At 65.3% G+C, this 26,913-nt stretch carries 26 protein-coding genes; 17 read left to right on the forward strand and 9 right to left on the reverse strand.

Annotated features, from left to right (window positions below; all coding sequences use genetic code 11):
* Positions 1 to 94: 94 nt before the first annotated feature.
* On the forward strand, positions 95 to 1,060 hold the full coding sequence (locus tag ABIG06_RS12050) for a complex I NDUFA9 subunit family protein (protein ID WP_370136736.1): 966 nt from the start codon (positions 95 to 97) through the stop codon (positions 1,058 to 1,060).
* 157 nt (positions 1,061 to 1,217) lie between these two features.
* On the opposite strand, the gene ABIG06_RS12055 is transcribed toward ABIG06_RS12050, so the two are convergent.
* Positions 1,218 to 2,024 (reverse strand): undecaprenyl-diphosphate phosphatase, encoded by an 807-nt coding sequence (locus tag ABIG06_RS12055; protein WP_370136738.1) that lies wholly within the window; start codon positions 2,022 to 2,024, stop codon positions 1,218 to 1,220.
* 169 nt (positions 2,025 to 2,193) lie between these two features.
* Between ABIG06_RS12055 and ABIG06_RS12060 the strand changes: the two genes are divergently transcribed.
* From ABIG06_RS12060 to ABIG06_RS12070, 3 genes are all read left to right on the forward strand, one after another.
* Complete coding sequence (locus ABIG06_RS12060) at positions 2,194 to 2,886, forward strand: glutathione S-transferase family protein (protein WP_124162364.1); 693 nt, start codon at positions 2,194 to 2,196, stop codon at positions 2,884 to 2,886.
* The gene (gene queG, locus ABIG06_RS12065) at positions 2,835 to 4,010 is read left to right on the forward strand and encodes a tRNA epoxyqueuosine(34) reductase QueG (protein WP_370136740.1); all 1,176 of its coding nucleotides are present in this window, start codon (positions 2,835 to 2,837) and stop codon (positions 4,008 to 4,010) included. Before ABIG06_RS12060 ends, queG begins: the two co-directional genes overlap by 52 nt.
* A 183-nt stretch (positions 4,011 to 4,193) precedes the next feature.
* Entirely contained in the window at positions 4,194 to 4,991 is a 798-nt protein-coding gene (locus ABIG06_RS12070; RefSeq protein WP_370136742.1) for an acyl-CoA thioesterase domain-containing protein, read from the forward strand.
* Between the two features lie 74 nt (positions 4,992 to 5,065).
* Here the strand turns inward: ABIG06_RS12070 and ABIG06_RS12075 are convergent, their stop codons facing one another.
* Positions 5,066 to 5,533, reverse strand: a complete 468-nt coding sequence (locus ABIG06_RS12075; RefSeq protein ID WP_370136743.1) for a nuclear transport factor 2 family protein — start codon at positions 5,531 to 5,533, stop codon at positions 5,066 to 5,068.
* Between the two features lie 145 nt (positions 5,534 to 5,678).
* Positions 5,679 to 6,467: an alpha/beta hydrolase gene (locus tag ABIG06_RS12080; protein WP_370136744.1), complete on the reverse strand. Its 789-nt coding sequence runs from the start codon at positions 6,465 to 6,467 to the stop codon at positions 5,679 to 5,681.
* 250 nt (positions 6,468 to 6,717) lie between these two features.
* Here ABIG06_RS12080 and infC point away from each other — a divergent pair, with 250 nt between their 5' ends.
* Positions 6,718 to 7,257 (forward strand): translation initiation factor IF-3, encoded by a 540-nt coding sequence (gene infC / locus ABIG06_RS12085; RefSeq protein ID WP_124162475.1) that lies wholly within the window; start codon positions 6,718 to 6,720, stop codon positions 7,255 to 7,257.
* Positions 7,258 to 7,416: 159 nt separating this feature from the next.
* Here infC and ABIG06_RS12090 read toward each other — a convergent pair whose 3' ends face one another.
* Entirely contained in the window at positions 7,417 to 7,821 is a 405-nt protein-coding gene (locus tag ABIG06_RS12090) for a hypothetical protein (protein WP_124162359.1), read from the reverse strand.
* Positions 7,822 to 8,097: 276 nt separating this feature from the next.
* Between ABIG06_RS12090 and rpmI the strand changes: the two genes are divergently transcribed.
* The 5 genes from rpmI to ABIG06_RS12115 all read left to right on the forward strand — a co-directional run bounded on the left by rpmI (position 8,098) and on the right by ABIG06_RS12115 (position 13,388).
* A complete protein-coding gene (gene rpmI / locus ABIG06_RS12095) occupies positions 8,098 to 8,298 on the forward strand; it encodes a 50S ribosomal protein L35 (protein WP_008539890.1) in 201 nt (66 codons plus the stop codon).
* Between the two features lie 80 nt (positions 8,299 to 8,378).
* Positions 8,379 to 8,738 carry a 50S ribosomal protein L20 gene (gene rplT, locus ABIG06_RS12100; protein WP_027561620.1) on the forward strand — a complete coding sequence of 120 codons (360 nt, stop codon included), beginning with the start codon at positions 8,379 to 8,381 and terminating at the stop codon, positions 8,736 to 8,738.
* Between the two features lie 208 nt (positions 8,739 to 8,946).
* Positions 8,947 to 10,029, forward strand: coding sequence for a phenylalanine--tRNA ligase subunit alpha (pheS, locus tag ABIG06_RS12105; protein WP_370136746.1), 1,083 nt, complete (start codon positions 8,947 to 8,949; stop codon positions 10,027 to 10,029).
* A gap of 124 nt (positions 10,030 to 10,153) precedes the next feature.
* Entirely contained in the window at positions 10,154 to 12,562 is a 2,409-nt protein-coding gene (pheT, locus tag ABIG06_RS12110; RefSeq protein ID WP_370136747.1) for a phenylalanine--tRNA ligase subunit beta, read from the forward strand.
* A 55-nt stretch (positions 12,563 to 12,617) separates the two neighbouring features.
* On the forward strand, positions 12,618 to 13,388 hold the full coding sequence (locus tag ABIG06_RS12115) for a sulfite exporter TauE/SafE family protein (RefSeq protein ID WP_370136748.1): 771 nt from the start codon (positions 12,618 to 12,620) through the stop codon (positions 13,386 to 13,388).
* Positions 13,389 to 13,559: 171 nt separating this feature from the next.
* Here the strand turns inward: ABIG06_RS12115 and ABIG06_RS12120 are convergent, their stop codons facing one another.
* On the reverse strand, positions 13,560 to 14,957 hold the full coding sequence (locus ABIG06_RS12120) for a flavin monoamine oxidase family protein (RefSeq protein ID WP_370136750.1): 1,398 nt from the start codon (positions 14,955 to 14,957) through the stop codon (positions 13,560 to 13,562).
* Positions 14,958 to 15,149: 192 nt separating this feature from the next.
* On the opposite strand from ABIG06_RS12120, the gene ABIG06_RS12125 reads away from it, so the two are divergent.
* Positions 15,150 to 16,127 (forward strand): YiiX/YebB-like N1pC/P60 family cysteine hydrolase, encoded by a 978-nt coding sequence (locus ABIG06_RS12125; protein WP_370136752.1) that lies wholly within the window; start codon positions 15,150 to 15,152, stop codon positions 16,125 to 16,127.
* A gap of 155 nt (positions 16,128 to 16,282) precedes the next feature.
* On the opposite strand, the gene ABIG06_RS12130 is transcribed toward ABIG06_RS12125, so the two are convergent.
* Entirely contained in the window at positions 16,283 to 16,558 is a 276-nt protein-coding gene (locus tag ABIG06_RS12130) for a metal-sensitive transcriptional regulator (RefSeq protein WP_024338640.1), read from the reverse strand.
* Between the two features lie 63 nt (positions 16,559 to 16,621).
* Between ABIG06_RS12130 and ABIG06_RS12135 the strand changes: the two genes are divergently transcribed.
* From ABIG06_RS12135 to ABIG06_RS12150, 4 genes are all read left to right on the forward strand, one after another.
* Positions 16,622 to 19,078, forward strand: a complete 2,457-nt coding sequence (locus ABIG06_RS12135) for a heavy metal translocating P-type ATPase (RefSeq protein WP_370140828.1) — start codon at positions 16,622 to 16,624, stop codon at positions 19,076 to 19,078.
* A gap of 136 nt (positions 19,079 to 19,214) precedes the next feature.
* Complete coding sequence (gene nikR / locus ABIG06_RS12140) at positions 19,215 to 19,661, forward strand: nickel-responsive transcriptional regulator NikR (protein ID WP_370136753.1); 447 nt, start codon at positions 19,215 to 19,217, stop codon at positions 19,659 to 19,661.
* 253 nt (positions 19,662 to 19,914) lie between these two features.
* Positions 19,915 to 20,856 carry an IS110 family transposase gene (locus tag ABIG06_RS12145; protein WP_370134307.1) on the forward strand — a complete coding sequence of 314 codons (942 nt, stop codon included), beginning with the start codon at positions 19,915 to 19,917 and terminating at the stop codon, positions 20,854 to 20,856.
* Between the two features lie 150 nt (positions 20,857 to 21,006).
* A complete protein-coding gene (locus tag ABIG06_RS12150) occupies positions 21,007 to 21,747 on the forward strand; it encodes a sulfate transporter family protein (protein WP_370136756.1) in 741 nt (246 codons plus the stop codon).
* An 80-nt stretch (positions 21,748 to 21,827) separates the two neighbouring features.
* Here ABIG06_RS12150 and ABIG06_RS12155 read toward each other — a convergent pair whose 3' ends face one another.
* From ABIG06_RS12155 to nth, 3 genes are read right to left on the reverse strand one after another with little or no spacing between them, the layout of a single operon-like run.
* Positions 21,828 to 23,456, reverse strand: a complete 1,629-nt coding sequence (locus ABIG06_RS12155) for an MFS transporter (protein WP_370136758.1) — start codon at positions 23,454 to 23,456, stop codon at positions 21,828 to 21,830.
* Positions 23,443 to 24,570 (reverse strand): HlyD family secretion protein, encoded by a 1,128-nt coding sequence (locus ABIG06_RS12160; protein ID WP_424578284.1) that lies wholly within the window; start codon positions 24,568 to 24,570, stop codon positions 23,443 to 23,445. The genes ABIG06_RS12155 and ABIG06_RS12160 overlap by 14 nt, the downstream gene beginning before the upstream one ends.
* A 54-nt stretch (positions 24,571 to 24,624) precedes the next feature.
* Positions 24,625 to 25,377 carry an endonuclease III gene (gene nth / locus ABIG06_RS12165; protein WP_370136761.1) on the reverse strand — a complete coding sequence of 251 codons (753 nt, stop codon included), beginning with the start codon at positions 25,375 to 25,377 and terminating at the stop codon, positions 24,625 to 24,627.
* Positions 25,378 to 25,399: 22 nt separating this feature from the next.
* On the opposite strand from nth, the gene ABIG06_RS12170 reads away from it, so the two are divergent.
* Positions 25,400 to 25,933: a DUF2244 domain-containing protein gene (locus ABIG06_RS12170; RefSeq protein ID WP_370136762.1), complete on the forward strand. Its 534-nt coding sequence runs from the start codon at positions 25,400 to 25,402 to the stop codon at positions 25,931 to 25,933.
* Between the two features lie 54 nt (positions 25,934 to 25,987).
* Positions 25,988 to 26,884: a methylated-DNA--[protein]-cysteine S-methyltransferase gene (locus tag ABIG06_RS12175; protein ID WP_370136764.1), complete on the forward strand. Its 897-nt coding sequence runs from the start codon at positions 25,988 to 25,990 to the stop codon at positions 26,882 to 26,884.
* Positions 26,885 to 26,913 lie beyond the last annotated feature (29 nt).

Here is a 26,913-nt window from a genome sequence, read left to right on the forward strand (position 1 = left end):
GTGAGGCCGGCTTCCGGATGCCGATTGCGCATCGCAAACCGGCCCGATACAAGCCTGACAAGACGCACTCTTTTCCGCAGGAACGGACACCCCCATGGCATCGAATCTGGACACGCTCGTCACGGTTTTCGGCGGATCGGGGTTTTTGGGCCGCAGCGTCGTCCGCGCCCTGTGCAAGAGGGATTACCGTATCCGGGTCGCGGTGCGGCGGCCGGAACTCGCCGGATACCTCCAGCCTCTGGGCCGGGTCGGGCAGGTCCACACCGTACAGGCGAATCTGCGCTATCCGGCCTCGGTGGAGGCGGCGCTGCGTGATTCGCATGTCGCGATCAACCTCGTCGGCGTCCTCACCGAGGGCGGCGAGCAGACCTTCGACGCCGTCCAGGCCAGGGGCGCCGAAACCGTCGCAAAGGCGGCGGCCGCGGCCGATGCCAGCCTCGTGCATGTCTCCGCGATCGGCGCGGACGCGGAATCGCCGTCGCGCTACGCCAGGGCCAAGGCGGCCGGCGAAGCCGCGGTCCTGGCCGCGGTTCCCTCCGCCACGATCTTCCGCCCCTCCGTGATGTTCGGCCCCGAGGACCAGTTCACCAACCGCTTTGCCGCGCTGGCCCGGATGTCGCCGGTGCTGCCGCTGATCGGCGGAACGACCCGGATGCAGCCGGTCTATGTCGGCGACGTCGCCACCGCGATCGCGGATGCCGTCGACGGCAAGGCCAAGGCGGGCGCTGCTTACGAGCTCGGCGGGCCGGAAGTGCTGACCATGCGTGAGATCATCGAGACCATCCTTGCCATCACCGACCGCAAGCGGATGCTGATGCCGCTGACGTTCGGCCTCGCCCGCTTCCAGGCCGCCTTCCTGCAATTCGCGCCGGGCGCGTTCAAGCTGACACCGGACCAGGTCACGCTGCTCGAGCGCGACAACGTCGTCTCGGAGGCGGCGAAGGCGGCCGGCCTGACGCTGGAAGGCCTCGGCATCACCCCCGATTCGCTGGAAGCAATCGCCCCGCAATATCTCTGGCGCTTCCGCGCCGCCGGTCAGTTCCAGCGCATGAGCGTGTGAGGCAGGTTTGCTTCTCCCGCTTGCGGGCGAGGGAGCGCACCAAGCGAGTTGCTGCTCTAAAGCGCGATGCGATCAGGATGAATCGTCATCGCGCTTCAGGTTGTTGTTTAAGCATGATATTTCCGGAAAACCGCTGCGCACTTTTCCGGATCATGCTTCAGTGGCCCAGCGCCAGCGCGATCAGGCCGAGCGTGCCGACGATGACGCGCCACCAGGCGAACACCACGAAGCCGTGCCGGGTGACGTAGGTCAGGAACGTCTTCACCACGATGATGGCGGTGATGAACGACACCACGAATCCAATCGCGACGATGTTCATGTGGTCCATCGTCATCTCGGCACGGCTCTTGTAGAAGTCGTAGGCGAACGCACCGATCATGGTGGGAATGGCGAGGAAGAACGAGAACTCCGCCGCCGCGCGCTTGTCGGCCCCGAGCAGCATCGCCGCGACGATGCTGGCGCCGGAACGTGACACGCCCGGGATCATCGCCACGCACTGCGCGATGCCGATATAGAGATACATCAGCAGCGGAAATCTGGTGGCGTCGTGCTCGCGCGGCTTGAGATCGAGCTTGTCGACCCAGAGCAGGATGGCGCCGCCGACGATCAGCGTGAAGCAGATGACCCAGGGATTGAACAGCAGGCTCTTGATGTACTTGCCGGCGACGAGGCCGACGACCACGGCCGGCAGGAACGCCACCAGCACGCCGATCACGAAGCGCCGCGCATCGGCATCGCCCGTGAACAGGCCGATCACGACGTCCCACAACTTCCTGAAATACAGCCCGACGATCGCGAGGATCGCGCCCAGCTGGATCAGAACCGTAAACGAATCCCAGAACGCGCCTTCGCCGAGATGGAAGAAGCGCTCCGCGAGCAAGAGGTGACCGGTCGAGGACACGGGAAGGAACTCGGTCACACCCTCGATGATGCCGAGGATCACTGCCCGTATTGCGTCTGACATATTTACGGTCCATTTCGGCTGGAAAAGCGAGGCTCTTCTCGCCTATTCGTCCCCATGCCGCAATCGCAAAATACGAAATCACGACCTTGCTTCGCGGTTTTGAGGGCCTGGTGTGGCGCCGCACAAACATTGATGGATTCTTAAGCACCATCAAATAGTCAAAGGCTTCATGTTTACGCTGTTTCATCATCCGTTCTGTCCGCATTCGCGCTTCGTCCGCCTGATCGCGGGCGAATACGGGCTTGACCTGAAGCTGATCGAAGAGCGCAGCTGGGAGCGGCGCGAGGCGTTTCTGCTGCTCAACGCGGCCGGCACCACGCCGGTGCTCGTCGACGAGGAGCAGCCGCCGATCCCCGGCGCAGCCATCATCGCCGAATATGTCGACGAGGCCTATGGTGCCGAGATGGGGCCGAAACGCCTGATGCCGCAGACGACCTTCGAACGCGTCGAGGTGCGCCGGCTGATGGCCTGGTTCAACGAGAAGTTCTTCGAGGAGGTCTCGCACCCGCTCGTCACCGAGCGCATCTACAAGCGCTTCATGAGCGAGGAGAACGGCGGCGGCCCGCCTTCGGCCGACGTGATGCGCGCCGCGAAGGCAAATGTGCGCTATCATCTGGCCTATATCGGCTGGCTGGCGCAGACGCGCAATTTCCTCGCCGGCGACCGGCTCACCTACGCGGATCTCGCCGCCGCGGCCCATCTCTCGGCGATCGACTATCTGGGCGACGTGCCATGGAGCGAGGACGACGCAGCAAAGGCGTGGTACGCGCGGGTGAAATCCCGCCCGTCGTTCCGTCCGCTGCTCAGCGAATGGCTCGCCGGCGTGCCGGCGTCGCGGACCTACGTGGACCTGGATTTCTGAGCTCCGATCCGACTGAACTGAAGGCGGCGCTTGCCCGCGAAGCGCGCGCGCTCGGCTTCGACTGCATCGGCATCACCGCGCCGGGCACGATCGAGAGTGCCGGCAAACACTTCCTCGAATTCATCGCATCGGGCGGCCATGGCGACATGGATTGGCTCGCAGCGCAGCCGGAGCGCCGCGTCGATCCGCGCGGGCTGTGGCAGGACGTGCGCAGCGTCATCATGCTCGGCGTCAATTACGGTCCCGACTCCGATCCGCTGGCGATTCTCGAGCAGCCCACGCGCGCGGCGATCTCGGTCTATGCGCAGGGCGACGATTATCACGACCTCATCAAGAAGCGCCTGAAGGCGCTGGCCCGCTGGCTGGTCGCGACCGCGCCGTCGGACGTGAAAGTGTTCGTCGACACCGCGGCGGTGATGGAGAAACCGCTGGCACAGGCGGCGCATCTGGGCTGGCAGGGCAAGCACACCAACCTCGTCTCGCGCGAGTTCGGCTCATGGCTGTTTCTCGGCGCGATCTACACCACGCTGGAGCTGCCGCGCGATGCAGCCGAGATCGATCATTGCGGCTCGTGCCGGGCCTGTCTCGACATCTGCCCAACGGCGGCGTTCCCCGCACCCTACAAGCTCGATGCGCGACGCTGCATCTCGTATCTCACCATCGAGAACAAGGGACCGATCCCGCGCGAATTTCGCAGAGCCATCGGCAATCGCATCTATGGCTGCGACGATTGCCTTGCAGCCTGCCCCTGGAACAAGTTTGCGCAAGAGGGGCGCGAGGCCAAGCTCGCGGCGCGCGACGAATTGCGCGCGCCTGATCTCGCCGAGCTGGCACGGCTCGACGACGCGGCGTTTCGCGCGCTGTTCACGAAGTCGCCGGTGAAGCGCATCGGCCGCGACCGGTTCTTGCGGAACGTGCTGATTGCGATCGGCAATTCGGGCGAGGTCGCGCTGGCTGGGGAGGCGCGGCGCTTGCTGGATGACGCAAGCCCGCTGGTGCGCGGGGCTGCGGTGTGGGCGCTCGGGCAATTGGTGGCGCGGGAGGCGTTTGCGGCGATGAGGAGCGCGGCGATGAGTGGCGAGCTGGACGAAGGTGTGCGCGAAGAATGGCACGCCGCCTCCTAACTCTCCGCTGTCATTCCCCGCGAAGGCGCGGAATCCAGTACGCCGCGGCTCCTCGACTCCATCACTGCCGTCTCGGAATACTGGATCGCCCGGTCAAGCCGGGCGATGACACCTTTTGTGTGGCGAGCACGCATGCACCTCCCCATACTTGATTTCCCCATCCATTCCCGCAATCTCGCGCGCATGACAAACATGCCTTTCTTCACCCGCGACGGCGAGACATTCCACCCGACGGAAGTTGCCAATGGTCCCTGGGATCCGAAGTCGCTGCACGGGCGCGTCATCGTCGGCCTGCTCGGCTTCGCCATCGAGGAACGCCATTCCGGGCCAGAGTTCGTGCCCGCGAGGCTCACCGTCGACATGTTTCGGCTGCCGACCATCGACAAGCCAATTCAGGTCACGACGCGTCTGGTGCGCGATGGAATGCGCATCCGCGTGGTGGAAGCGGAATTTTTCTCCGGCGGGATCAGCATGGCGCGCGCCTCGTGCCAGCTGCTGCGCAAGACGCAGAATCCGGACGGCAATGTCTGGTCGCCGCCGAACTGGGACGCGCCGAAGCCGGCCGACATTCCCAAGCCCACCGATCCCAGGCTCGGCATGAATGGCAAATGGGCGACGCGCCCGATCGTCGGCCATATGGGCTCGCTCGGCCCGCGCCGGCTCTGGATGAGCGAGGTGCGCGAGCTCGTTGCGGCCGTGCCGATGACACCGTTCGTCCATGTCGCCACCGGCGCCGATTTCGCCAGCCCGTTCGCCAATGCCGGCGACAAGGGGCTCGGCTACATCAACAGCGACGTCACGATCTATCTGCACCGCCTGCCAGTCACTGGGTGGATCGGCTTCGAGGTCGTGAACCACCACGCCACCGACGGCGTCGCGATCGGCGAATGCTGGCTCTATGACGAAGATGGCCCGATCGGCACCGCGACCGTGGCAGCGCTGGCGCAGCGCAAGCCGATGGCGAATCCGTCGAAGCGGTAGGCCGCGCGCCGCCCTCTCTCCGTCATTCCGGGGCGCGCCACTTGGCGCGAGCCCGGAATAACGAGTGGGGACAGTCAGCCCAAATGCCGCTGCATCTCCGGCCGCGCCTTCAACTCGGCGCCCTGCTTGGCGACGATCTTCGCGATCCGCTCCGGTGCAAACTTCAAATCGACGAACGCCGGCGCGGTGTTGGCGACCTCGTGATAGCTCGCGATCTTGCCGTCGCGGAGCGTCATGATCGCGACGCCCTCGAACATCGCCCGCGCGCCGTTCGCTTCCGGCAGGGTTGACTTGTAGCTGAAGGTATAGCGCGCATAGAGCGTGGTGCCGTCGGAGACGGGATCGTGCATGTCCCAGCGGAAATCGGTCGCCGTGCGATAGAACCAGTCGTCGATCATCGCTGCGATCTTCTCGCGGCCGGCAAAGGCGCCGTAGAACACGTCGTGATAGACGCCGTCCTCGGTGAACAGCTCGGCAAAGGCGCGGCCATTGCGCTGCTCGACCGCATCGCAGAAGGCGCGCAGCATGGCGGTGGTGGTCATTGGCGTTGCTCCTTCCCCGTTCTCCGTCATGCCCCGCGGAGGCGGGGCATCCAGTACGCCGCGGCCTGTCGATTGAACCACGCCGTCTTGGAATACTGGATCGCCCGATCAAGTCGGGCGATGACACCGATTGTTGGGCAACACTTCACCCGATCTCCGCCACGGCCGCAAGCATGCGCGCGATGTCCTGCGGGCGGGACAAGCGGTGATCGCCATCCTGGATCATGGTCAGCACGACGTCGTCGGCCGGCAGGCGGTGTGTCAGCGCGAACGCGTGCTGCCACGGCACATCAGGATCTTTCGCGCCTTGCAGGATTCGAACGGGGCAGCCGAGATCGATGGCGCTGCCGAGCACGAGATGGTTGCGGCCCTCCTCGATGAGGCTCCGCGTGATCGGATAGGGTGAGCCGTCGCCGTATTCCGACGGCCGCATCCAGACGCCCTTGGTCTCGATCTCCTTCTTCACCGCGGGCGAAAAATTCTTCCACATCAGCTCCTCGGTGAAGTCGGGCGCGGGCGCGATCAGGACCAGGCCGGCCAGCGATGCCTTGTCGGAACGCTTCTTGATCTCGCGCGCGAGCAGCAGCGCGATCCAGCCGCCCATGGATGAGCCGATCAGGACTTGCGGGCCGTCGCAAAACCGCTCGAACACCGCGACGCTCTCCTCCAGCCAGCGTCCAATGGTTCCGTCAGCGAAATCGCCGCCGGACTCGCCGTGGCCGGAATAGTCGAACCGGACCATTGCGCGGCTGTGATCCCGAGCCCAGGCGTCCAGCGCCAGCGCCTTGCTGCCCTGCATGTCCGAGTTGAATCCGCCCAGCCAGACCAGCCCCGGTCCCTGTCCACGCCGACTGCGTACCGCGATCCGGCGTGCGGACGGGCCCTCGCCCACATTGACGAAGTCGAGCACGGCATCAGGAATTATATCAGTCATGGAACATTTACTCTGGCTGTGCGGTTTGAGCTGTCCGGGCGCGTCCCGCGATGCAAGCTGAGGCTGCATTGGCCGCCCTTTGGGACGCTTGCGGAACAGAAGCAAGGTGTCTATGTCGTCTGCGTGCCCGGGCGTGACCAAAATGCCTCGCATTTGAGGGTTTTTCGCGTGCCGCACGAGCGACTTGCTTGCCGGCAAACGCATCTTCCTTCAAGATAGCCGCTTCCTTCACAACTTTGGAGAACCACCCATTCGCCGTCCTAATAAAGCTCCGCCCGCTGCCAGCAAAGACGGGCCGCGCATCAATGATGATATCCGCAATGCGCAGATCCAGCTGATCGACCAGACCGGTGAGAACAAAGGCACGGTCGAGACCGTCGTCGCTATCCGGATGGCTCAGGAAGCCGGCATGGATCTGGTCGAGATTTCGCCGAATGCCAGCCCTCCCGTCTGCAAGATCATGGATTACGGGAAGTACAAATATTCCGCTCAGAAAAAAGCCGCGGAAGCCCGCAAGCGGCAGAAGACCGTCGAGATCAAGGAGATCAAGCTCCGCCCGATGATCGACGACCATGATTACGACGTGAAGATGCGCGCGATGCAGCGGTTCTTCGAAGAGGGCGACAAGGTCAAGATCACGCTGCGCTATCGTGGCCGCGAAATGGCGCACCAGGAAATCGGCACCAAGCTGCTGGACAAGATCAAGACCGACGTCGCCGAGCTCGCCAAGGTCGAGCAGGACGCGCGGTTCGAAGGTCGCCAAGTCGTGATGGTGCTGGCGCCGCGCTGAAGCGAAGCGCTTTGGGACTGAGAATTCAACGGCCCGTCCGGATCACCGGCGGGCCGTTTTGTTTTTGCCGAGGTGCAAGCCGCGAACTCCGCTGCACCCACGCCCGCTTGCGCAGGCGGAGGAGGGAGCGCACCGTGGCTGTGGCGATGGCTCGTTCGACTACGTCCGCGTCGCCTGCCAGGTGCCGCTGCACTGGTCGCCGGAGATGACACCTCTCCACGAGCCGGCGCCGTTCATGCCGGCGAGCCGGCCGCCGCCGCTGGCATGAGAGGCGCCGACCGAGACCTGGACAGCCACAGCACCGGAGCGGTTGACTTTGCCCGAGACCCGGCCGCCCCCGGCGGACGAGACGCGGCTGCCCGTCACGGTGAAGGGGACGCTGTAGCCCGAGCTACAACTGCCCCTCGTGGTGGCGAAGGTGACGTTCCAGATGCCGTCATAGCCGCCGATTCGGGCATCGGCAGCCGACGGCAGCATGACGGCCGCAAGCAGGGCCAACACCGCCAGATGACGCGGGCGGATGAAACCAGTCAAAGACGAAGGCGATCGGGACAAATGGGCCATTTTGGTCCTGCTCCGGGCGACACGGCTAGGGACACGATGGTGGCAACACCGGATAGTCTCCGGGCCTGTTCCGCCGGTTCATCGTTGCCATTTGGCTCCCGCTCTGTCATAAGCCCAGCCTTCATCGCCCGGCTGATTAAGGGCTGCCGTGGCGGTGTTTCGTGTGGGTTTTGCGCTCGTTCGCAAAAACCTGAACACAATCAACGCTCTAACGAGCATTATAGACGGCCAGCCGCCTTCACGGGCGGATTTCTGTTGTGGCCATAGGAGAGCCAAATGCCCAAGCTGAAGACCAAATCGGGCGCTAAAAAGCGCTTCAAGGTGACTGCCACCGGCAAAGTGATGCACGCCCAGCGCGGCAAGCGTCACGGCATGATCAAGCGGACGAAGAAACAGATCCGTCAGCTCCGCGGCACCCGCGTGCTGTTCAAGACCGACGGCGACAACGTCAAGAAGTACTTCTTGCCGAACGCCTGATCGCGTCCACGATCACTGCCGCCTCTGCCGCGCATCCCGCGGCGATCCGAAAACCAAGTCATCTCTGAAGGAATTTTGTCATGTCTCGCGTCAAACGCGGTGTGACCGCCCACGCCAAGCACAAGAAAGTCTACAAGGCCGCCAAGGGCTTCTATGGCCGCCGCAAGAACACCATCCGCGCCGCCAAGCCGGCCGTGGAAAAGGCGCAGCAATACGCCTTCCGCGACCGCAAGCGTAAGAAGCGGACGTTCCGCGCGCTCTGGATACAGCGCATCAACGCTGCCGTCCGTCCGTTCGGCCTGACCTACAGCCGATTTATCGACGGCATGGCCAAGTCGGGGATCACCGTGGACCGCAAGGTGCTGTCGGATCTCGCGATCAGCGAGCCCGCCGCGTTCCAGGCGATCGCCGAGAAGGCCAAGGCCGCGCTGGCGGCGTAAGCCGTCTTCCACCGTGCTCTGCGCAGCATTCAGCTTGTGATGGCCCGGGCCAAGGCGCCTTCGCGCTTGTCCCGGCCACCACTTCTCGCGCAAACACTTCTCCGACGTGGATGCCCGGCCAATCTAACGCGAAGACGCGCTTTGCGCTTTTGGCCGGGCGTGACGGGCTAGGATCATCGGCTCAGCATCCTGGCCAAAAGGGATTGCCATGACCGATCTTGCCCAGCTCCAAGCCCAGATCATCGCCGACATCGCCGGCGCCGCCGACGAGGCCGCGCTGGAGGCCGTGCGTGTTGCAGCCCTCGGCAAGAAGGGCTCGATCTCGGCGCTCCTCGCGACGCTCGGCAAGATGTCGCCGGACGAGCGCAAGACGCAGGGAGCCGCGATCAACCAGGCCAAGGAGGAAGTCAGCCAGGCGCTTGCCGCGCGACGCGACGTGCTGAAGTCCGCGGCGCTCGATGCGCGGCTCGCCTCCGAGACCGTCGACGTCACCCTGCCGCTGCGCGATGCACCGGCAGAAGCCGGCCGCATTCATCCGCTGAGCCAGGTCTGGGACGAACTGACCACGATCTTCGCCGACATGGGATTCTCGGTCGCCGAAGGTCCCGATATCGAGACCGACGACTACAACTTCACCAAGCTGAATTTCCCGGAAGGCCATCCGGCGCGCGAGATGCACGACACCTTCTTCTTCCATCCGAAGGAGGACGGCTCGCGCATGCTGCTGCGGACCCACACCTCGCCGGTGCAGGTGCGCACCATGCTGAGCCAGAAGCCGCCGATCCGCGTGATCTGCCCGGGCCGCACCTACCGCATCGATTCGGACGCGACCCACACGCCGCAATTCCACCAGGTCGAAGGCCTCGTCATCGACAAGACCTCGCATCTCGGTCACCTCAAATGGATCCTGCACGAGTTCTGCAAGGCGTTCTTCGAGGTCGATCACATCAACATGCGCTTCCGGCCGTCGTTCTTCCCGTTCACCGAGCCATCACTGGAAGTCGACATCCAGTGCCGCCGCGACAAGGGCGAGATCCGCTTCGGAGAGGGCGAGGACTGGCTCGAGATCCTCGGCTGCGGCATGGTGCATCCGAACGTGCTGCGCGCCTGCGGCATCGATCCCGACGAGTACCAGGGCTTTGCCTGGGGCATGGGCATCGACCGCATCGCCATGCTGAAATACGGCATCGCCGACCTGCGCCAGCTGTTTGACAGCGACGTCCGCTGGCTGAGCCACTATGGCTTCAAGCCGCTGGAGGTGCCGACGCTGGCCGGGGGATTGAGCTCGTGATGCTCGCACTCAAGCAAGAGCTTGCGAAGACTCTCTCCGTTCCCGTCGCGGAGAGAGCCCCCACCCCAGCCCTCCCCCGCAAGCGGGAGAGGGAGCAGACCGTCTCCGTGGAGAAAGAACAGCCATGAAATTCACCCTCTCCTGGCTGAAGGATCATCTCGACACCGACGAGCCGCTCGACAAGCTCGCCGAGAAGCTCACCATGATTGGGCTCGAGGTCGAGAACATCGAGGACAAGGCGAAGGCGTTGAAGCCTTTCACCATCGCGAGGGTGATCTCGGCCGAGCAGCATCCGAACGCGGACCGGCTGCGGGTTTGCATGGTCGACACCGGCAACGGCGGTGCGCCGGTGCAGGTCGTGTGCGGCGCGCCGAATGCGCGGGCCGGGCTCGTCAGCGTGTTCTCGCCACCCGGCACCTACATTCCCGGCAAGGACATCACGCTCGGAATCGGCACCATCCGCGGCGTCGAGAGCCGCGGCATGCTGTGCTCGGCGGCCGAGCTGCAGATCTCCAACGACCATGACGGCATCATGGAATTGCCGGCCGATGCGCCTGTTGGCGCTGCCTACGCCGAATGGGCCGGGCTCGGCGATCCCGTGGTCGAGATCAACCTGACGCCGAACCGGCAGGACTGCACCGGCGTGCACGGCATTGCCCGCGACCTCGCCGCCGCCGACATGGGCAGGTTCAGGGATCCGACCATCAAGCCCATCAAGGGCGAATTCCCTTGCCCGGTGAAGGTCACGGTCGAGGATGCCGCGTTGTGCCCGGGCTTCGCGCTTCGTCTCGTGCGCGGCGTCAGGAACGGACCGTCGCCGGAATGGCTGCAGAAGCGGCTGACCGCGATCGGACTGCGCCCGATCAACGCGCTGGTCGACATCACCAACTTCATGACGTTCGATCGCGCGCGGCCGCTGCATGTGTTCGACGCCAAGAAGGTGAAGGGCAATCTCGTAGTGCGTCGCGCCCGCGAGGGCGAGAGCCTGCTGGCGCTCGACGGCCGCACCTACGATCTCGATCCAGCGATTTGCGTCATCGCGGACGAGCACGGCGTCGAATCGCTTGCCGGCATCATGGGCGGCGAGGCCTCGGGCTGCGATGATGAGACCACCGACGTGCTGATCGAATCGGCGCTGTGGAACGAGATCAACATCGCCCAGACCGGCCGCAAGCTCGGCATCAATTCCGATGCGCGCTACCGCTTCGAGCGCGGCGTCGATCCGGCCTTCATGGTGCCGGGGCTCGAGCTCGCGACCAAGCTGGTGATGGAGATGTGCGGCGGCACGCCGTCCGAGACCGTGGTGGTCGGCAAGGCCTTCGGCGATGACCGCCTGATCGAGTTCCCGGTCACCGAGGTCAAGCGGCTCTCCGGCATCGAGGTGCCTCAACCAGAGATGAAGCGCATCCTGGCCCATCTCGGCTTCATGATGGCGGGCCCGGGTCCGGTCGTGAAGGTGGCGGTGCCGTCCTGGCGCACCGACGTGCACGGCAAGGCCGACATCGTCGAGGAGATCGTCCGCATCTTCGGCGTCGACAAGGTGCCGGAGACGCCGTTCGAACGCGGCGAGGATGCGCGCAAGCCCGTTTTGACCTCGCTGCAGCTGCGCACTCGCCGGGCGCGGCGCGCGCTCGCAAGCCGCGGCATGGTCGAGGCCGTGACGTGGTCGTTCATCGCAAAACCCGCGGCCGAATTGTTCGGTGGCGGCCAGCGCGAGCTCGAAGTGGCCAACCCCATCGCGTCTGATCTCTCCGACATGCGCCCGACCTTGCTTGCGGGCCTGATCGCGGCCGCCCAGGCCAATGCCGATCGCGGCTTCGGCGACGTCGCGCTGTTCGAGGTCGGCCAGATCTTCAAGGACGACCGCCCGCAGGACCAGTTCATGGCGGCAAGCGGCGTGCGCCGCGGCTTTGCTTCCTCGGAAGGTCTCGGACGGCACTGGACCGGCTCGGCGCAGGCTGACGTATTCGACGCGAAAGCGGATGCGCTGGCGGTGCTGGCCGCTAGCGGTGCGCCGATGCAGGCGCTCCAGGTCGTGGCGGGTGGTCCCGGCTGGCTGCACCCGGGACGTTCCGGCACGATCCAGATCGGCCCGCAGAACGTGCTTGGCCATTTCGGTGAGATGCATCCCCGCGCGCTCGAGGCGCTCGGCGTCGACGGTCCGGTGATGGTGTTCGAGGTGATCCTGGACCGCATCCCCGAGGCGAAGAAGAAGCCGACCCGCGCCAAGCCGTTGATCGAGCTCTCCGCCTTCCAGCCTGTTACGCGCGACTTCGCCTTCATCGTCGAACGCGCCGTGAAGGCGGGCGACATCGTCCGCGCCGCGCAAGCCGTCGACAAGAAGCTGATCACCGGCGTGAACGTCTTCGACGTCTACGAGGGCAAGGGCATCGATGACGGCAAGAAGTCGATCGCGATCGCGGTGACGATCCAGCCGCGCGAGAAGACCCTGACCGACCAGGAGATCGAGGCTGTCGGCGCCAAGATCGTGGCCGAAGTCGTGAAGAAGACCGGCGGCACTTTGAGAGCATGAAGCCGAAGAGCGTGAAGCGGCTTTCGGACAACGTCGTGCCCCAGAAGCACGGAGCATGAGTCTCGCCGCCTTTCTCTCGAGGGATGTCGGCCTCACCACTGCGATGGCGCTCTGCGCCGTCGCTTTCGTTTCGGGCACCGCGCGCGGCTTCTCCGGCTTCGGCTCGGCGCTGATCTTCATGCCGCTGGCGAGCAGCATCGCTGAGCCGCGGCTCGTTGCAGCCTTGCTGCTCGTCATCGACTTCGTCGCAGCCGCGCCGCTGCTGCCTGACGCATGGCGGAAGGCCGACCGCAGGGCCACCGCGGTCATCGTGCTCGGGGCGCTGATCGGCGTGCCCATCGGCACGTACTTTCTGAGCGTGCTGCAGCCCGTCACCACGCGCTGGATCATCTCCTGCTTCGTCGCGGCACTCCTGCTTCTGCTGCTGTCGGGCTGGCGCTATCGGGGCAAGGACCACGCCTGGCTTTCGGTAGGTATCGGCGGCCTCTCCGGCTTCTGTAGCGGCCTCGCGCAGACCGGCGGCCCGCCGATCGTCGGCTACTGGCTCGGCCGCCCGATCGCCCCCATCGTCGCACGCGCCAACATCGTGCTGTTCTTCGGCGCGTCGGATTTCTTCTCGATGGTCAGCTATGCGACGACAGGCCTGATTTCGCGCGAATCGCTGGTGCTCTCGCTGATTGTCGGGCCGGTCTATGCGATCGGCGTCGCCTTCGGCGCCTCTCTGTTCGGCCGCGCGAGCGAGAAGGTGTTTCGCGGGATCTGCTATGCGCTGATTGCGATGGCGGTGATTTTTGGAATGCCGGCGTTGGACGGGGTGTTGCGCTGATAATCGCCGTCGTCCCTGCGAACGCAGGGACTCATACCGCGTGATTCATCGATAAAGCGCAGATGGCAGTGCCGACCAAGAACCCCTAACTGCCGGCTTTCGCCAAACTACTTCCTGTGGTTATGGGTTCCTGCGTTCGCAGGGACGACGGCAGAGCTTTTTAGAGCGGGCTTAATTGCCCTGCTGCCGCGGCGCCCTGCGCTTCTTCGTCGATTGCGTCGGCACGTCGGCCGGCTCGGCCTTGAGTGCGCCGATCTTGCGCAAGGCGGAATCCGCGGCGCGCTCGCCGCTTTCCCAGGCCCCGTCGACGGTGCCCCAGAGCGTCTCGTGCGTGGCTTCGCCGGCGAGGAACATGTTGCCGACCGGCTCGCCCAGGGTTTTCCGCGAAAGCTGGCCGCCGGGCGCGGATGCCGACATTGCGCCCATCACATAGGGTGCGGCATTCCAGCGCGTGGCGCTGGTCTTCTGCACGGCCGAAGCGGCCTCGCTACCGAACAGCTTCGTGATCCACTCCTTCGCAAACGCGGTCATGGCCTTCTCGCCCTGCTCGGAGAGATCGCGGCCGAACGAGCCGCCGATATCGATCGAGCACAACGAGGAGCCGCCGATATTGGCGAACATGAGCGCCGTGCGCGTCGAGTTGCTCTGCTCGATGAGGATATCGTCGCGCGATAGGCCGAGCGGATTGCCCGGCAGTTGCAGCACGATGCGGTCGTAGCTGCCCAGGGTGAGCTTCGAGGCCGCGTCCAAGGTGCGCTTGGGAAGGTCGGGTGCGAACTTGATCGCGCCCGACGTCAGCACATTGGTCGAGACCGTGAGGATGGCGGCGCGTGCGGCGATCTTGCCGGCCTGCGTCTCCACGCTGACGTCGCGGTTGCTCCAGACGATCCGGCTTGCCGGCGTCGACAGCACCACCGGCGCCTGTTCGCCGAGTTTGGCGATCAGAGTGCCGAGGCCCTGACGGCAGGCGATCGCCGCATTGCGGTCCTGCGCGCGTCCCTTGTCGATCGCGGACAGCTCCTTCAGGTCCTTGCCGGCGAAGCTCGCGCCCAGCATGAACTCGGCCGCGCCCGCCCAGTCGCCGAGATCCTTCGGCAGCACGGATGCGCAGGAGGTATCCAGCTTGCCGCGCGCGGCCTCGTCGATGGCGCGGTTGGCGCGCACCAGCGCCGCCAGGAACTGCTCGGTCTCGCCCGCGCGCGCGTTGCGGCGGCCGATGCGCATCTTCTGGCCCGACGGCGCCGGCAGCGCGTCCAGCCCGACACTGCGCGCCAGCCGGATCATCGGATTGGCGTCGGGATTGTACATCCAGCGCGCGCCGCGGTCGAACGGCGTGTCGAAGGTCGTGCTATCGGTGATGCAACGGCCGCCAACTTGCGATGCCGCTTCCACCACGATGACCTTGCGGCCGGTCGCCATGATGCGGCGCGCCGCGGCGATTCCAGCAGCTCCCGCCCCGATAACGACGATGTCAGCCTCGCGCGGCAGGGGCGCGGCGGATGCGCGCAGGACCGGCATCGCCGCAAGGGCCGCCGACGCGACAAGGAAACCGCGGCGCGTGATTGTCATGTCATGGTTTCCGGGGGCTTGCGGCGTAAGGGAACAGCCCGCGAACCTTGCTGCATTTGATGTTGCACGGCAACCATCATGGTGAATCAATCGTGCTTGATCTCACAGAGTGATGAACCGAATTGCAACACGTTTCGACCATGATAGAGAAGGGAAAAAGACGGCCGGAAAAGGCCGTGGGGGGAGTTTGACATGGGGACGGTCCTGGATTCGGTCGGCAAGCTGATTGCCGCGTACCTCTCGAAGGAGGTGCCGGGCTACGAGCCGTTCACGCCGAGCGACCCGGAGCATCTGCGCGGGATCATCGAGCCCGGCGACGTGCTGCTGGTCGAAGGCAACAACCGCATCTCCGGCATCATCAAGTATCTGACGCAGTCGACCTGGTCGCATGCCGCGCTCTATGTCGGCCCGGTCGCGGGTGCGGAGGAGGCTGATGGCGAGCCGCATGTGCTGATCGAGGCCAATATCGGCGAAGGCGTCACCTCCGCACCACTGTCGAAATATTTCCCCTATCACACCCGCGTGTGCCGCCCGGTCGGGCTGTCCTACGAGGACCGCACCACGGTCTGCCGCTACGCGATCAACCGCATCGGCTTCGGCTACGACACCAAGAACATCGTCGACCTCATGCGCTATCTGTTCCCGATGCCGATTCCGCAGCGCTGGCGTCGGCGCATGATCGCGATCGGCTCGGGCGACCCGACCAAGATCATCTGCTCGGCGTTGATCGCGCAGGCTTTCGATGCCGTGCGCTATCCGATCCTGCCGAGGATCACCAAGGCCGGCAGCCGCGCCGCCCGCCGCGAGATCCTGCACATCCGCGATTCCTCGCTCTACATGCCCCGCGACTTCGACATCTCGCCCTATTTCGAAGTCGTCAAACCCACCATCGTGCACGGGTTCGACTACACCGCCCTGCACTGGGCCGACAAGCAGAAGCCGCTCGAGGAGGTAGCGGGCTCGTTCAGTGTGTTTCCAGAAGCGGTCATGGCGCCGCCGCTCGTTCCTGAGGCGATTGACGAAGAGGCGCCGGCTGAGATTCCGGCTCAAGAAGTGAGCGCGCAGGCCGCGGGCATGAGCGCAACGTTCTCCGAGCATTTCGTGCAACTGAGCGAACTCGCGATGTATCGCGCACGGCGCCGCGGAGACGCGTGCGAGATCGCGGCATAGGTCTCACTGTCGTCCCTGCAACTGTTGCTTGCGTGGTGCGATCACATCCAAACAACCATCATTGCGAGGAGCGCAGCGACGAAGCAATCCAGACCGCCGCCGCGCTCACAGTCTGGATTGCTTCGCTGCGCTCGCAATGACGGCGGAATGCTGACCTACCTTTCCGCCCGTCCGATCACCGCCATCAGCTCCGCGATCTTCTCGCGCTGGTCGGCCTTGTCGCCGCTCGCAATGGCGTGCTCGACGCAGTGGGCGACGTGGTCCTTCAGAATCTCCTCCTCGACCCGGCGCAGTGCGGCGCGCACCGCCGAGATCTGCGTCACAATGTCGATGCAGTAGCGGTCTTCCTCTACCATTTTCGACAGGCCACGAACCTGGCCTTCGATCCGGCCGAGACGTTTTCCGACAGATGCCTTGATGTCCTTGCGCATGAGGTCTATATACCCCTACCGGGTATGGGTTGCAAGACCAGGGTACAGGACCGGAGCATGGCAATGAACAGCAGCGAGCATCGTCACGACGCGGAAACGCATTCCGGATGTGGCTGTTCCACGAAAGCTGCACCGCCGGCGGCAAAACCCCCGGCATCCTCATGCTGCGGCGGCCATGGCGATCATTCCAGCCATGCCCATCATCACGGCCATGACCAGGGCGAGGCCGCGACCAAGGTGAAAGACCCCGTCTGCGGCATGACGGTCGATCCTGCGACCTCGAAGCATCACTTCACACATCGCGGCGAGACCTTCCATTTCTGCTCGGCCGGCTGCCGGACCAAGTTCGCCGCCGATCCTGCCAAATATCTTGCGAAGGAGAAGGCGCCCGAGCCCGAGATGCCCGCGGGCACCATCTACACCTGCCCGATGCATCCGGAGATCCGCCAGGTCGGACCGGGCTCCTGTCCGATCTGCGGCATGGCGCTGGAGCCTGAGGTCGCGAGCCTCGAGACCGGCCCCAACCCGGAGCTCGCCGACATGACGCGTCGGTTCTGGATTGGCACCGTCCTGTCGCTGCCGCCGGTGGTGCTGGAGATGGGCGGCCATCTCGCGGCCCCCCACAGCTGGATCGATCCGACGCTGTCGAACTGGATCCAGCTCGTCTTCGCAACGCCCGTGGTGCTATGGGCGGGCTGGCCGTTCTTCGTCCGCGGCTGGCAGTCGCTGCTGACGCGCAACCTCAACATGTTCACGCTGATCGCGATGGGCACCGGCGTGGCCTATGTCTACAGCGTCCTCGGCACCGTCACGCCGCAGATTTTCCCCGCCACCTTCCGTGGCCATGAAGGCGCGGTCGCGGTCTATTTCGAGGCAGCCGCCGTGATCACCGTGCTGGTGCTGCTCGGCCAGGTGCTGGAGCTGCGCGCGCGCGACGCGACCTCGGGTGCAATCAAGGCGCTGCTCCAGCTTGCGCCGAAGACCGCGCGCCGCGTCGATGCTGACGGCAGCGAACACGAGGTCGAGATCGACACGCTCCATGCCGGCGACCGCCTGCGCGTTCGTCCCGGCGAGAAGGTGCCGGTGGACGGTATCATCCTGGAGGGCCGCTCCTCGCTCGATGAATCGCTGGTGACGGGCGAATCGATGCCGGTCACCAAGGAGGCTGGCGCAAAAGTCATCGCCGGCACGCTGAACCAGTCGGGCAGCTTCGTGATGCGCGCGGACAAGGTCGGACGTGAGACGCTGTTGTCGCAGATCGTGCAGATGGTCGCGGACGCGCAGCGCTCGCGCGCGCCGATCCAGCGCTTGGCCGACCAGGTCTCCGGCTGGTTCGTGCCGATGGTGATCGTGGTCGCCCTCGCGGCCTTCGGCGCCTGGGCCTGGTTCGGACCGGAGCCGCGGCTGGCCTTCGGCCTCGTCGCAGCCGTCAGCGTGCTGATCATCGCCTGCCCCTGCGCACTCGGCCTCGCGACCCCGATGTCGATCATGGTCGGCGTCGGACGCGGTGCGCAAGGCGGCGTCCTGATCAAGAACGCCGAGGCGCTGGAGCGGATGGAGAAGATCGACACGCTGGTGGTCGACAAGACCGGCACGTTGACCGAGGGCAAGCCCAAGGTGGTCGCGATCGTGCCGGCGGCCGGCTTTGCGGAAGACGACATCCTTCGACTCGCGGCCAGCGTCGAGCGGGCGAGCGAGCATCCTTTGGCTGACGCCATCGTGCGCGCGGCCAAGGAGAAGCAGCTCACGCTTGGCCAGGTCGAGCAATTCGATTCGCCGACGGGCAAGGGCGCGACCGGCAAGGTCGACGGCAAGACCATCGTGCTCGGCAATGCAAGATACCTGACGTCGATCGGCATCGAGACCAAGACGCTCGACACTGAAGCCGAACGGCTGCGTGGCGACGGCGCCACCGCGATCAACATGGCCGTCGACGGCCGGCTGGCCGGCCTGTTCGCGATCGCCGATCCGGTCAAGGCCTCGACCCCGGAGGCGCTGAAGGCGCTCGCCGCGGAAGGCATCAAGGTCATCATGCTGACCGGCGACAACCGCACGACGGCCGAGGCCGTGGCACGCCGGCTCGGCATCGCCGAGGTCGAGGCCGAGGTGCTGCCGGACCAGAAGAGCGCGGTGGTCACCAAGCTGCAGAAGGCCGGCCGCAGCGTCGCGATGGCCGGCGACGGCGTCAACGACGCGCCGGCGCTGGCGGCGGCGGAGGTCGGCATCGCCATGGGCACCGGCACCGACGTGGCGATGGAGAGCGCCGGCGTCACGCTGCTCAAGGGCGATCTTGTCGGCATCGTGCGGGCGCGAAAGCTGTCGCAGGCGACCATGAGCAACATCCGCCAGAACCTGTTCTTCGCCTTCATCTACAACGCCGCCGGTATTCCGATTGCGGCCGGCGTGCTCTATCCCGCCTTTGGCGTACTGCTCTCGCCGATCATCGCCGCAGCGGCGATGGCGCTGTCCTCGGTGAGCGTAGTCGGCAATGCGCTGCGCCTGCGTGCGACGCGGCTATGAGCGCACTGCGTAGCCCGGATGGAGCGCACGCGAAATCCGGGGGTCCTGCCCACATATTGGCACCGTCCCGGATTGCGCTTCGCTCCATCCGGGCTACGGTTCAAGGGGCACGGGCGAGACCTACGAGGATTATCTGATGCAGCGGATAACGATCACGATCGAGGACGATCTCCTGGCGGAGATCGACGCCGCGGCGGAGGCGCGCGGATACCAGAACCGCTCCGAGATCATCCGCGATCTCGCCCGCGCCGGCCTGCAACAGAGCACGGAGGGCACGGCACAGACCGGCCAATGCGTGGCCGGTCTCGTCTATGTCTACGACCACGCCGCGCGCGATCTCTCGAAGCGCCTGGTGCAGGAATTCCACGGCCATCACGACCTCGCGCTGGCGACGCTGCACGTCCATCTCGACGACAACAACTGCATGGAGATGACGGCGCTGCGCGGCAGCGCCTCCGAAGTCAGGCACTTCGCCGACCACATCATCGCCGAACGCGGGGTACGCTACGGCCGGGTGGTGATGATCCCGACCGGCGACGGCAAGCCGGCGAAGGCGCGCAAGCACGGGCACAGGCACGGGTAGCCAGGAGCTTGCGTGCCCCGGACGCAGCGCAGCGCGCACTTGCGCGATGTGCTGTAGAGCCGGGGCCCATCTCGCCGCAAGCTCCTGGGTCCCTGTGTCTGGGAAGTCTGGCATGATGATGGTGGGCGGGAAGCCGTTGGGTCCTTGGCGCTTGACGCCGTGAGCCGGCTCGGTCTCCCGCCCGTTCCATCTATCAACCTGAACAGTTGCACGAGGCTGCGTCAACAGACCTCGCATCACAGGGACAGGCACCGTGATCATATCCTCTCGTTGCGTCGGGATCGACATCTCCAAACATCACCTTGATATTTTCGATGAGGCCATCGGCGTAGCGGAACGCATCGCCAACGCGCCACAGGCCATCACACAGCTGGTGGCGCGTTGGCGATGTGATGCGCTGATCGTCTTCGAGGCTACGGGGGTCTATGACCTCGAGCTTCGGGAGGCCCTGCATCGGGCCGGCATCCGCTTTGCCCGGATCAATCCGGCCCGTGCCCGCGACTTTGCCCGCGCCAGCGGCCAGCTCGCCAAGACCGATCCGATCGATGCGCGGATGCTGGCGGCCTTTGCCCGCGCCATGAAGCCCGCCACCGAGCAGGCCGCGACGCCTGCTCGCAACACTTTGGCAAGGCTTGCAAAACGGCGGGACCAACTGGTTGCCATGAGGGCCCAGGAAAAGAACCGCCGCAGCGAAGCCGAGGACCGCGCCATGGTGGAACGCATCGCTCGCCTCATCGAGGTCCTCAATGATGAGATCGCCGAAATCGACACTGAGATTCATGCGCTCGTCAAAGCCGAACCGGAGCTTGCCAATGATGCACAGTTGATGCGCTCGGTGCCCGGCGTGGGACCCGTCGCTTGCATGCAACTCCTCACCCAGATGCCCGAACTTGGGCGTCTCGGGCCAAAGGAGGTGGCCGCTCTTGCCGGCCTGGCTCCCTTCAATGTCGATAGCGGGGCTTATCGTGGCAAGCGCAAGATCGGCGGCGGACGAAAGCGCGTCCGCGACGCCCTCTACATGGCTGCTCTCAACGCCGTTCGTCGCGCCGATCACTTCAAAATCTTCTATGACCGGCTCCGTCTGGCCGGCAAACCAGCAAAGCTCGCCCTCATTGCTGTCGCAAGGAAGCTGCTGACCATCCTCAACGCAATGCTGCGCGACCGAAAACCCTATAAAATCGCACCATCAACATAACAGTTGCCGGCTCCACAGCGCGTCATTGCATGCCGCGCTGCGTCCGGGACACGGGACCCGCAATCCGCAGACCTGGGCAGCCACCCGCCCTTGCCGAAGCTGCCGTGCATCTCTACCTCTCGCGAAGTGTTGACCTCAGAGGGTGCCCCCATGCTGGATGCCGCCATCAAGGCGCTGTCGCAAATGCTCTCGCCGCCGATGCGCTCGATCCTGTGGCGATCGGTCGGCTTGGCGCTCGTGCTGATCACCGTGCTGGCGATCGGCCTGCAGCGGCTCCTCAGCTGGTTTGCGACCAATGGCGAGGTCTGGCTGGAAGGCATGCTCGGACCGGGCTGGCATTCATCGATCGAAGTCCTGTCCTGGATCGTCTCGATCGCGGCGGGCCTGGGCGTCGTGTTCGGTGGCATCTTCCTGATGCCCGCGATCACCTCGCTGGTGGCGAGCCTGTTCGTCGACGACGTCGCCGACATCGTCGAGCGTGAGCATTATCCGGCCGAGCGGCCCGGCGTTGCGCTGCCGTTCAGCCAGGCGATCCTCGAGGGCATCAAGACCGCCCTCTTGACGATCCTGGTCTATCTCGCCGCCTTGCCGCTGGTGTTGTTCGCCGGCGCTGGTTTCCTGATCTTCTTCCTCGCCGCGGCCTGGCTGCTTGGCCGCGAGTATTTCGAGCTCGCGGCGATGCGCTTCCGCCCGCCGGAGGAAGCCAAGGCGATGCGGCGTGACAACTCCGCCACGATCTTCACGGCCGGGCTCTTCATCGCCGCCTTCGTCTCGATCCCGATCGTCAACCTGGCAACGCCGATCTTCGCCATGGCCTTCATGGTCCACATGCACAAGCGCCTGTCAGGCCCGCGGCCCGAGCTGATCGATCCGGCGCGACAGGTGCGGTGATCGTGCGCTCCTCTCCGGCAAGCTTGCGGGAGCGGTGACCACTCCCCTCGCGCGAGCGAACGAACCAGCCATCGCCGCATTCAGGCGACCCACACACCACACTTTCGCAGCAGCATCCTGGCGAAGCCGAACGGCGCCGGCGTGAAGGGACCCGTCGGCGCGCGGGTGACCAGCGCGACGACGCCGAGTGCGATCACCGCGAGCCAGAAACACAGCCAGAAGCCGTCGATATAGGCGAGCACATTGGCCTCGCGCTGGACGATGCCCGCCAGCGTGCCGACGGCGCGCGCCTGCGCCGATCCTGCGCCATCGGCGGCGAAGTGATCGGCGAGCTGCTTCAGCCTCTGCACCACATCGGCATCGCCCACGCTGAGGTTCTGGCCGAGATAGAAGGAATGGACCTGTTCGCGCACGCGCAGCCATGTGCCCATCAGCGCCACGCCGATCTCGGCGCCGCCGAGGCGCATGATCTGGATATAGGCGGCGAAGGAGGTGGCACGGCTGGGATCGGAGTTGGAGAGCAGCGTGATGATCAACGGCAGCAAGGTGAGCGACTGCCCGATTGCCTGGAGCAGCACGATGCCGACGAAGTCCTCGCGCGCCCAGACGTGGGTGAGCTGCGTGCCCCAGAGATTGGCCGCGGCGAAGCAGGCAAAGCCCACGACGACCACCGTCCGCGTATCGAAATGCCTCAGCAGCCAGATCGAGACCGGCACCAGCACGAACATCGGCAACGCGCCACAGGTGAGCAGCAACAGGCCGCTCTGCTCAGGCCTCAGCAGCGCGATCGTGGCGAGGAAGTTCGGCACCAGCGACGCATTGGACAGGCTGGTCAGCGTGTACAGTAGGATCAGGACCAGTCCCAGGCCGACGTTGCGCGAGAACAGCACGTTGACGTGTGCCCAGGGCTTCCGCACCAGGGACTCGTTGACGAGAAAGGCCAGAAACAGCACAGCGCCACCGGCCAGCAGTGCCATCACCGTGCCGGAACCGAGCCAGTCCAGCCGGTTGCCCTGGTCAAGCCCCGCATAGATCATCGACACCGAGGCGCCGAGCAGCAGCATGCCGCCCCAATCGGCCTCGCGCAGCAGCTCGCGGTTCACCGGCTCGTTCGGCGTGCCCAGATAGACCATCAGCCCCATCAGCGGCGCGATCACCACGCCTTGCCAGTACAACCATTGCCAGCCGAGATGGTCGACATAGAAGCCGACCAGCGAGGTCGAGGTGTCCAATGCGAAGCCGACGCGGATTGCATAGATCGAGATCGCCGGCAGCCACCAGCGGATCGGCAGATTGCGGAACACGATCATCAGCGTCGCCGGCACGAAGGTACCGAGCAGAAGACCATGCACGACGCTGAGCGCGAGCAATGTCTGATAGTCGTGCACGAACGGGATGATGAACGAGACGGCCGCATAGACCAGGCTGGGGATGCCGAGCACGCGGCGCAGGCCGAACACCGTGGCAAGCCAGGCCACCGCAGGCGCGATGAAGATCTGCGATCCGATGCCGGCGGTCGAGAGCCAGGCGCCCTCGTCAAAGCCGAGCGAGAACGCGCCGCGCAGGTCCGGCAGGCCGACCGTGGTCAGCCGGCTGTCGAAATTGGCAAGGAACGAGCCGAGCAGCACCGCCGCGACGGCGAACAGGGGCTGCGGCGCGACGCCGCCGCGCGAGAGCGGCTCTCGGCTGGCATCGTCATTTTCGGCCATTCGCGGCCTTCGTATCGATGCTGGTGACCACCGACATACCCGGCACCAGCCGCGCCAGCAGCGGTTGATTGTCATCGAACTGAATGCGCACCGGAATGCGCTGCACGACCTTCGTGAAATTGCCTGTTGCGTTGTCGGGCGGCAGCAGCGCCACCTGTGCACCCGTCGCCGGCGCAATGCGCTCGACCCTGCCGCGCAGCTTCTCGCGCGGGAAACTGTCGACGGTGATCTCGACCAGCTGGCCCGGTGCCACGTGCGTGAGCTGGGTCTCCTTGTAGTTCGCGATCACATAGACCTTGGGCAGCGGCACCACGTTGATGAGGTTGGTGCCGATATTGACGTAATCGCCGGGCTGCACCTGGCGCTCGCCGACGACGCCATCGAACGGCGCGGTGATCTTCGTATATCCAAGCTTGAGCTTCGCACCCGCCAGCGTCGCCTTGGCTGCCTCCACATCGGCCGCGCGCTGCTTCCTGGTACCTTGCAGGACTTCGAGCTGGTGCTGCTGGGCCGCGATCACGGCGCGGCTCGCGCGCACGTCGGCCTGTGCCTTGGCGTAGGCGGCGACCGCCTGCTCGAGGCGCTGGCGCGTGCCGGAATCGGTCTGCGACAGCGATTGCTGACGCTCCTGCTCCTGCCGTGCCTCGACCTCCATCGCCTCCGCAGACAGCCGCGCGGCCTGCGCCTGCGCGATCGTCGCATATTGCAGCTCGATCTGGTTGGCGAGATTGTCGAGTGCGGCTTGCGCCCCGGCGACCGCAGCTTCGGCCTGCGCGACTTGCGCCTGGTAATCGGCAGGATCAATCTGGATCAGGAGGTCGCCGGCCTTGACGCGCTGGAAATCGGTGACCCCCACGCTCAGCACTTCGCCCGAGACGCGGCTCGAAAGCTGCGTCAGATCGGCGCGCACATAGGCGTCGTTGGTGGTCTGGATCACCGCATTGCCGACCCATTCGTCGAAGCGCAGCGTCGCCAGTGCGACGAAGGCGAGCGCGACGATGACCGCAAACAGCGGGATCGCGAGCCGGCTCCAGAGCGGCGTGGCCGGCCGCTGTGTCGGCTTGGGCGGCAGGGCCGGTGATGCGGCTGGTGCGTTCTGTTCTTGTTGACTCACGAGATCACCTCAACCCGGCGCTGCTAAAAACACAAATCCCACCTTGTCATTGAATCACACCGTCTTCTCCGGCCACCGGCAGAGATCGTTGATCAGGCACACCTCGCAGCGCGGCTTGCGCGCGAGGCAGGTATAGCGGCCGTGCAGGATCAGCCAATGATGGGCATGCAGCATGAACTCTGCCGGGATGACCTTTTCGAGTCCGAGCTCGACCTCGAGCGGCGTCTTGCCGGGCGCAAGTCCGGTGCGGTTGCCGACGCGGAAAACATGCGTGTCGACCGCCATGGTGTGCTCGCCGAAGGCCATGTTGAGCACGACGTTGGCCGTCTTGCGCCCGGCGCCGGGCAGCGACTCGATCTCGGCACGCGTGCGCGGCACCTGGCCGCCGAATTCGCTGAGCAGCTTCGCCGACAGCGCGATCACGTTCTTCGCCTTGGTGCGGTAGAGGCCGATGGTCTTGATGTATTCGCGCAGACGCTCCTCGCCGAGATCGAGCATCTTCTGCGGGGTGTCGGCGACCTCGAACAAGGCGCGCGTCGCCTTGTTGACGCCGGCGTCGGTCGCCTGCGCCGACAGCACCACCGCGACCAGTAGCGTGAATGGATTGACGTGCTCGAGCTCGCCCTTCGGCTCCGGATTGGCCTTGCGGAAACGGCTGAAGACCTCGCGGATCTCGGCCGGCGTCCAGGGTCTTGTGCCTCTGAGCGATTTCTTCGCGGGCGCTTTCGGTTTCGACGCGACCGGCTTTGCCTTTTTCTTCGGCACCGCCGCTTTGCGCGGGGCCGGCTTGCGGGTGATTTTCGCCATGATCGGGATATACTGACGGACGATGAGCACAGGCAACGAAATTGAGCGCAGCGATTCCGAAGATCCATGCGACGTGCAGATCTTCTCCGCGCGGCTGACGCCGCACCGCTCGCTGAACCGCTCCGGCTTTCTCGCCGTGATGCTGTTCCTGAGCGTCGTGAGCTTCGTCACCGGCTTCGCTTTCCTGATGATGGGCGCCTGGCCGGTGTTCGGTTTCTTCGGCCTCGACGTGCTGGTGATCTGGTGGGCCTTCAAGGTCAATTTCCGCGCGGCGCGGGCCAGCGAGGAGATCGTGGTTACGCCGTCGGAACTTCGGGTGCGGCGCGTCAGCCATCGTGGCCAGGTTGCCGAATGGACATTCAATCCGCTCTGGGTCCGGCTCGACCAGGAGGTCGACGAGGAATACGGCATCGAGCACCTCTATCTGATCTCGCGCGGCCGCCGGCTGCTCATCGCCGGCTTTCTCGGGCCTGAGGAAAAAGCAAGCTTTTACAATGCGTTGGTCGGAGCCCTGAACGCCGCCCGGCGTGGCCCGACCTATAATCCGGTGACCTGAGCACAGTCGGAAATCGGGTGGTTTCGAGCCACCCCTTCTCCTACATTTCCGGCCATGATGACCCTCGCGATACATGACCAGCGCCTGGCCAAGCCGGGCACCCAGAACGCCGCGTTGCGCGACTATGATTCGGTGCGCCGGGCGATCGCCTTCATCTCGGCGAACTGGCGCGCGCAGCCGACCATCGAGGCGATGGCGGATGCCGCCGGCGTCACGCCGGATGAGCTGCACCATCTGTTCCGCCGCTGGGCTTCGATCACGCCGAAGGCTTTCATGCAGGCGCTCACCCTCGACCACGCCAAGAACCTGCTCAGGGATTCCGCCAGCATCCTCGACGCGGCGCTCGACTCAGGCCTGTCGGGGCCGGGCCGGTTGCACGATCTCTTCGTCACCCATGAAGCGATGTCGCCGGGCGAATGGAAGAACGGCGGTGCCGGCCTCACCCTGCGCTACGGCTTCCATTCCTCGCCGTTCGGCACCGCGATCGTGATCGCGACCGATCGCGGCCTGTCAGGACTTGCGTTCGCCGATCACGGCGAGGAGAAGATCGCACTCGCCGACATGACGCGGCGCTGGCCGAACGCCACCTATGTGGAAGATCACGAAGGCACCGCACCACTCGCAGCGCGCGTCTTCGACCCCAAGCTGTGGCGGCCGGACCAGCCGCTACGCGTGGTCCTGATCGGCACCGATTTCGAGGTGCGGGTGTGGGAGACGCTGTTGAAAATTCCGATGGGACGCGCGGTGTCCTATTCCGACATCGCCTGCAACATCAAGAGTCCGAAGGCCTCGCGCGCCGTCGGCGCTGCCGTCGGCAAGAACCCGGTGTCCTTCGTCGTGCCCTGCCACCGCGCGCTCGGCAAGAGCGGCACGCTCACCGGCTATCATTGGGGCATCACCCGCAAGCAGGCGATGCTGGGCTGGGAGGCCGGTCAGCTGGGGCTGCAGTAGTTCTTCTCCCTCTCCCCGCACGCGGGGGA

It is taken from the genome of Bradyrhizobium sp. USDA 326 (genome assembly GCF_049739485.1).
In the GTDB taxonomy this organism is placed as follows: domain Bacteria; phylum Pseudomonadota; class Alphaproteobacteria; order Rhizobiales; family Xanthobacteraceae; genus Bradyrhizobium.

Bases quoted from the DNA above. Each gene is read 5' to 3' on its own strand.
- rpmI (WP_008539890.1), top strand. From the start codon at position 8,098: ATGCCCAAGCTGAAGACCAAATCGGGCGCTAAAAAGCGCTTCAAGGTG.
- ABIG06_RS12060 (WP_124162364.1), top strand. From the start codon at position 2,194: ATGTTTACGCTGTTTCATCATCCGTTCTGTCCGCATTCGCGCTTCGTC.
- ABIG06_RS12090 (WP_124162359.1), bottom strand. From the start codon at position 7,821: ATGGCCCATTTGTCCCGATCGCCTTCGTCTTTGACTGGTTTCATCCGC.
- ABIG06_RS12075 (WP_370136743.1), bottom strand. From the start codon at position 5,533: ATGACCACCACCGCCATGCTGCGCGCCTTCTGCGATGCGGTCGAGCAG.
- ABIG06_RS12175 (WP_370136764.1), top strand. From the start codon at position 25,988: ATGATGACCCTCGCGATACATGACCAGCGCCTGGCCAAGCCGGGCACC.
- ABIG06_RS12135 (WP_370140828.1), top strand. From the start codon at position 16,622: ATGAACAGCAGCGAGCATCGTCACGACGCGGAAACGCATTCCGGATGT.
- pheT (WP_370136747.1), top strand. From the start codon at position 10,154: ATGAAATTCACCCTCTCCTGGCTGAAGGATCATCTCGACACCGACGAG.
- ABIG06_RS12125 (WP_370136752.1), top strand. From the start codon at position 15,150: ATGGGGACGGTCCTGGATTCGGTCGGCAAGCTGATTGCCGCGTACCTC.
- ABIG06_RS12055 (WP_370136738.1), bottom strand. From the start codon at position 2,024: ATGTCAGACGCAATACGGGCAGTGATCCTCGGCATCATCGAGGGTGTG.
- ABIG06_RS12050 (WP_370136736.1), top strand. From the start codon at position 95: ATGGCATCGAATCTGGACACGCTCGTCACGGTTTTCGGCGGATCGGGG.
- ABIG06_RS12130 (WP_024338640.1), bottom strand. From the start codon at position 16,558: ATGCGCAAGGACATCAAGGCATCTGTCGGAAAACGTCTCGGCCGGATC.
- nth (WP_370136761.1), bottom strand. From the start codon at position 25,377: ATGGCGAAAATCACCCGCAAGCCGGCCCCGCGCAAAGCGGCGGTGCCG.
- pheS (WP_370136746.1), top strand. From the start codon at position 8,947: ATGACCGATCTTGCCCAGCTCCAAGCCCAGATCATCGCCGACATCGCC.
- ABIG06_RS12120 (WP_370136750.1), bottom strand. From the start codon at position 14,957: ATGACAATCACGCGCCGCGGTTTCCTTGTCGCGTCGGCGGCCCTTGCG.
- ABIG06_RS12155 (WP_370136758.1), bottom strand. From the start codon at position 23,456: ATGGCCGAAAATGACGATGCCAGCCGAGAGCCGCTCTCGCGCGGCGGC.
- ABIG06_RS12170 (WP_370136762.1), top strand. From the start codon at position 25,400: ATGAGCACAGGCAACGAAATTGAGCGCAGCGATTCCGAAGATCCATGC.
- nikR (WP_370136753.1), top strand. From the start codon at position 19,215: ATGCAGCGGATAACGATCACGATCGAGGACGATCTCCTGGCGGAGATC.
- ABIG06_RS12080 (WP_370136744.1), bottom strand. From the start codon at position 6,467: ATGACTGATATAATTCCTGATGCCGTGCTCGACTTCGTCAATGTGGGC.
- ABIG06_RS12115 (WP_370136748.1), top strand. From the start codon at position 12,618: ATGAGTCTCGCCGCCTTTCTCTCGAGGGATGTCGGCCTCACCACTGCG.
- rplT (WP_027561620.1), top strand. From the start codon at position 8,379: ATGTCTCGCGTCAAACGCGGTGTGACCGCCCACGCCAAGCACAAGAAA.
- ABIG06_RS12150 (WP_370136756.1), top strand. From the start codon at position 21,007: ATGCTGGATGCCGCCATCAAGGCGCTGTCGCAAATGCTCTCGCCGCCG.
- ABIG06_RS12070 (WP_370136742.1), top strand. From the start codon at position 4,194: ATGACAAACATGCCTTTCTTCACCCGCGACGGCGAGACATTCCACCCG.
- queG (WP_370136740.1), top strand. From the start codon at position 2,835: ATGGCTCGCCGGCGTGCCGGCGTCGCGGACCTACGTGGACCTGGATTT.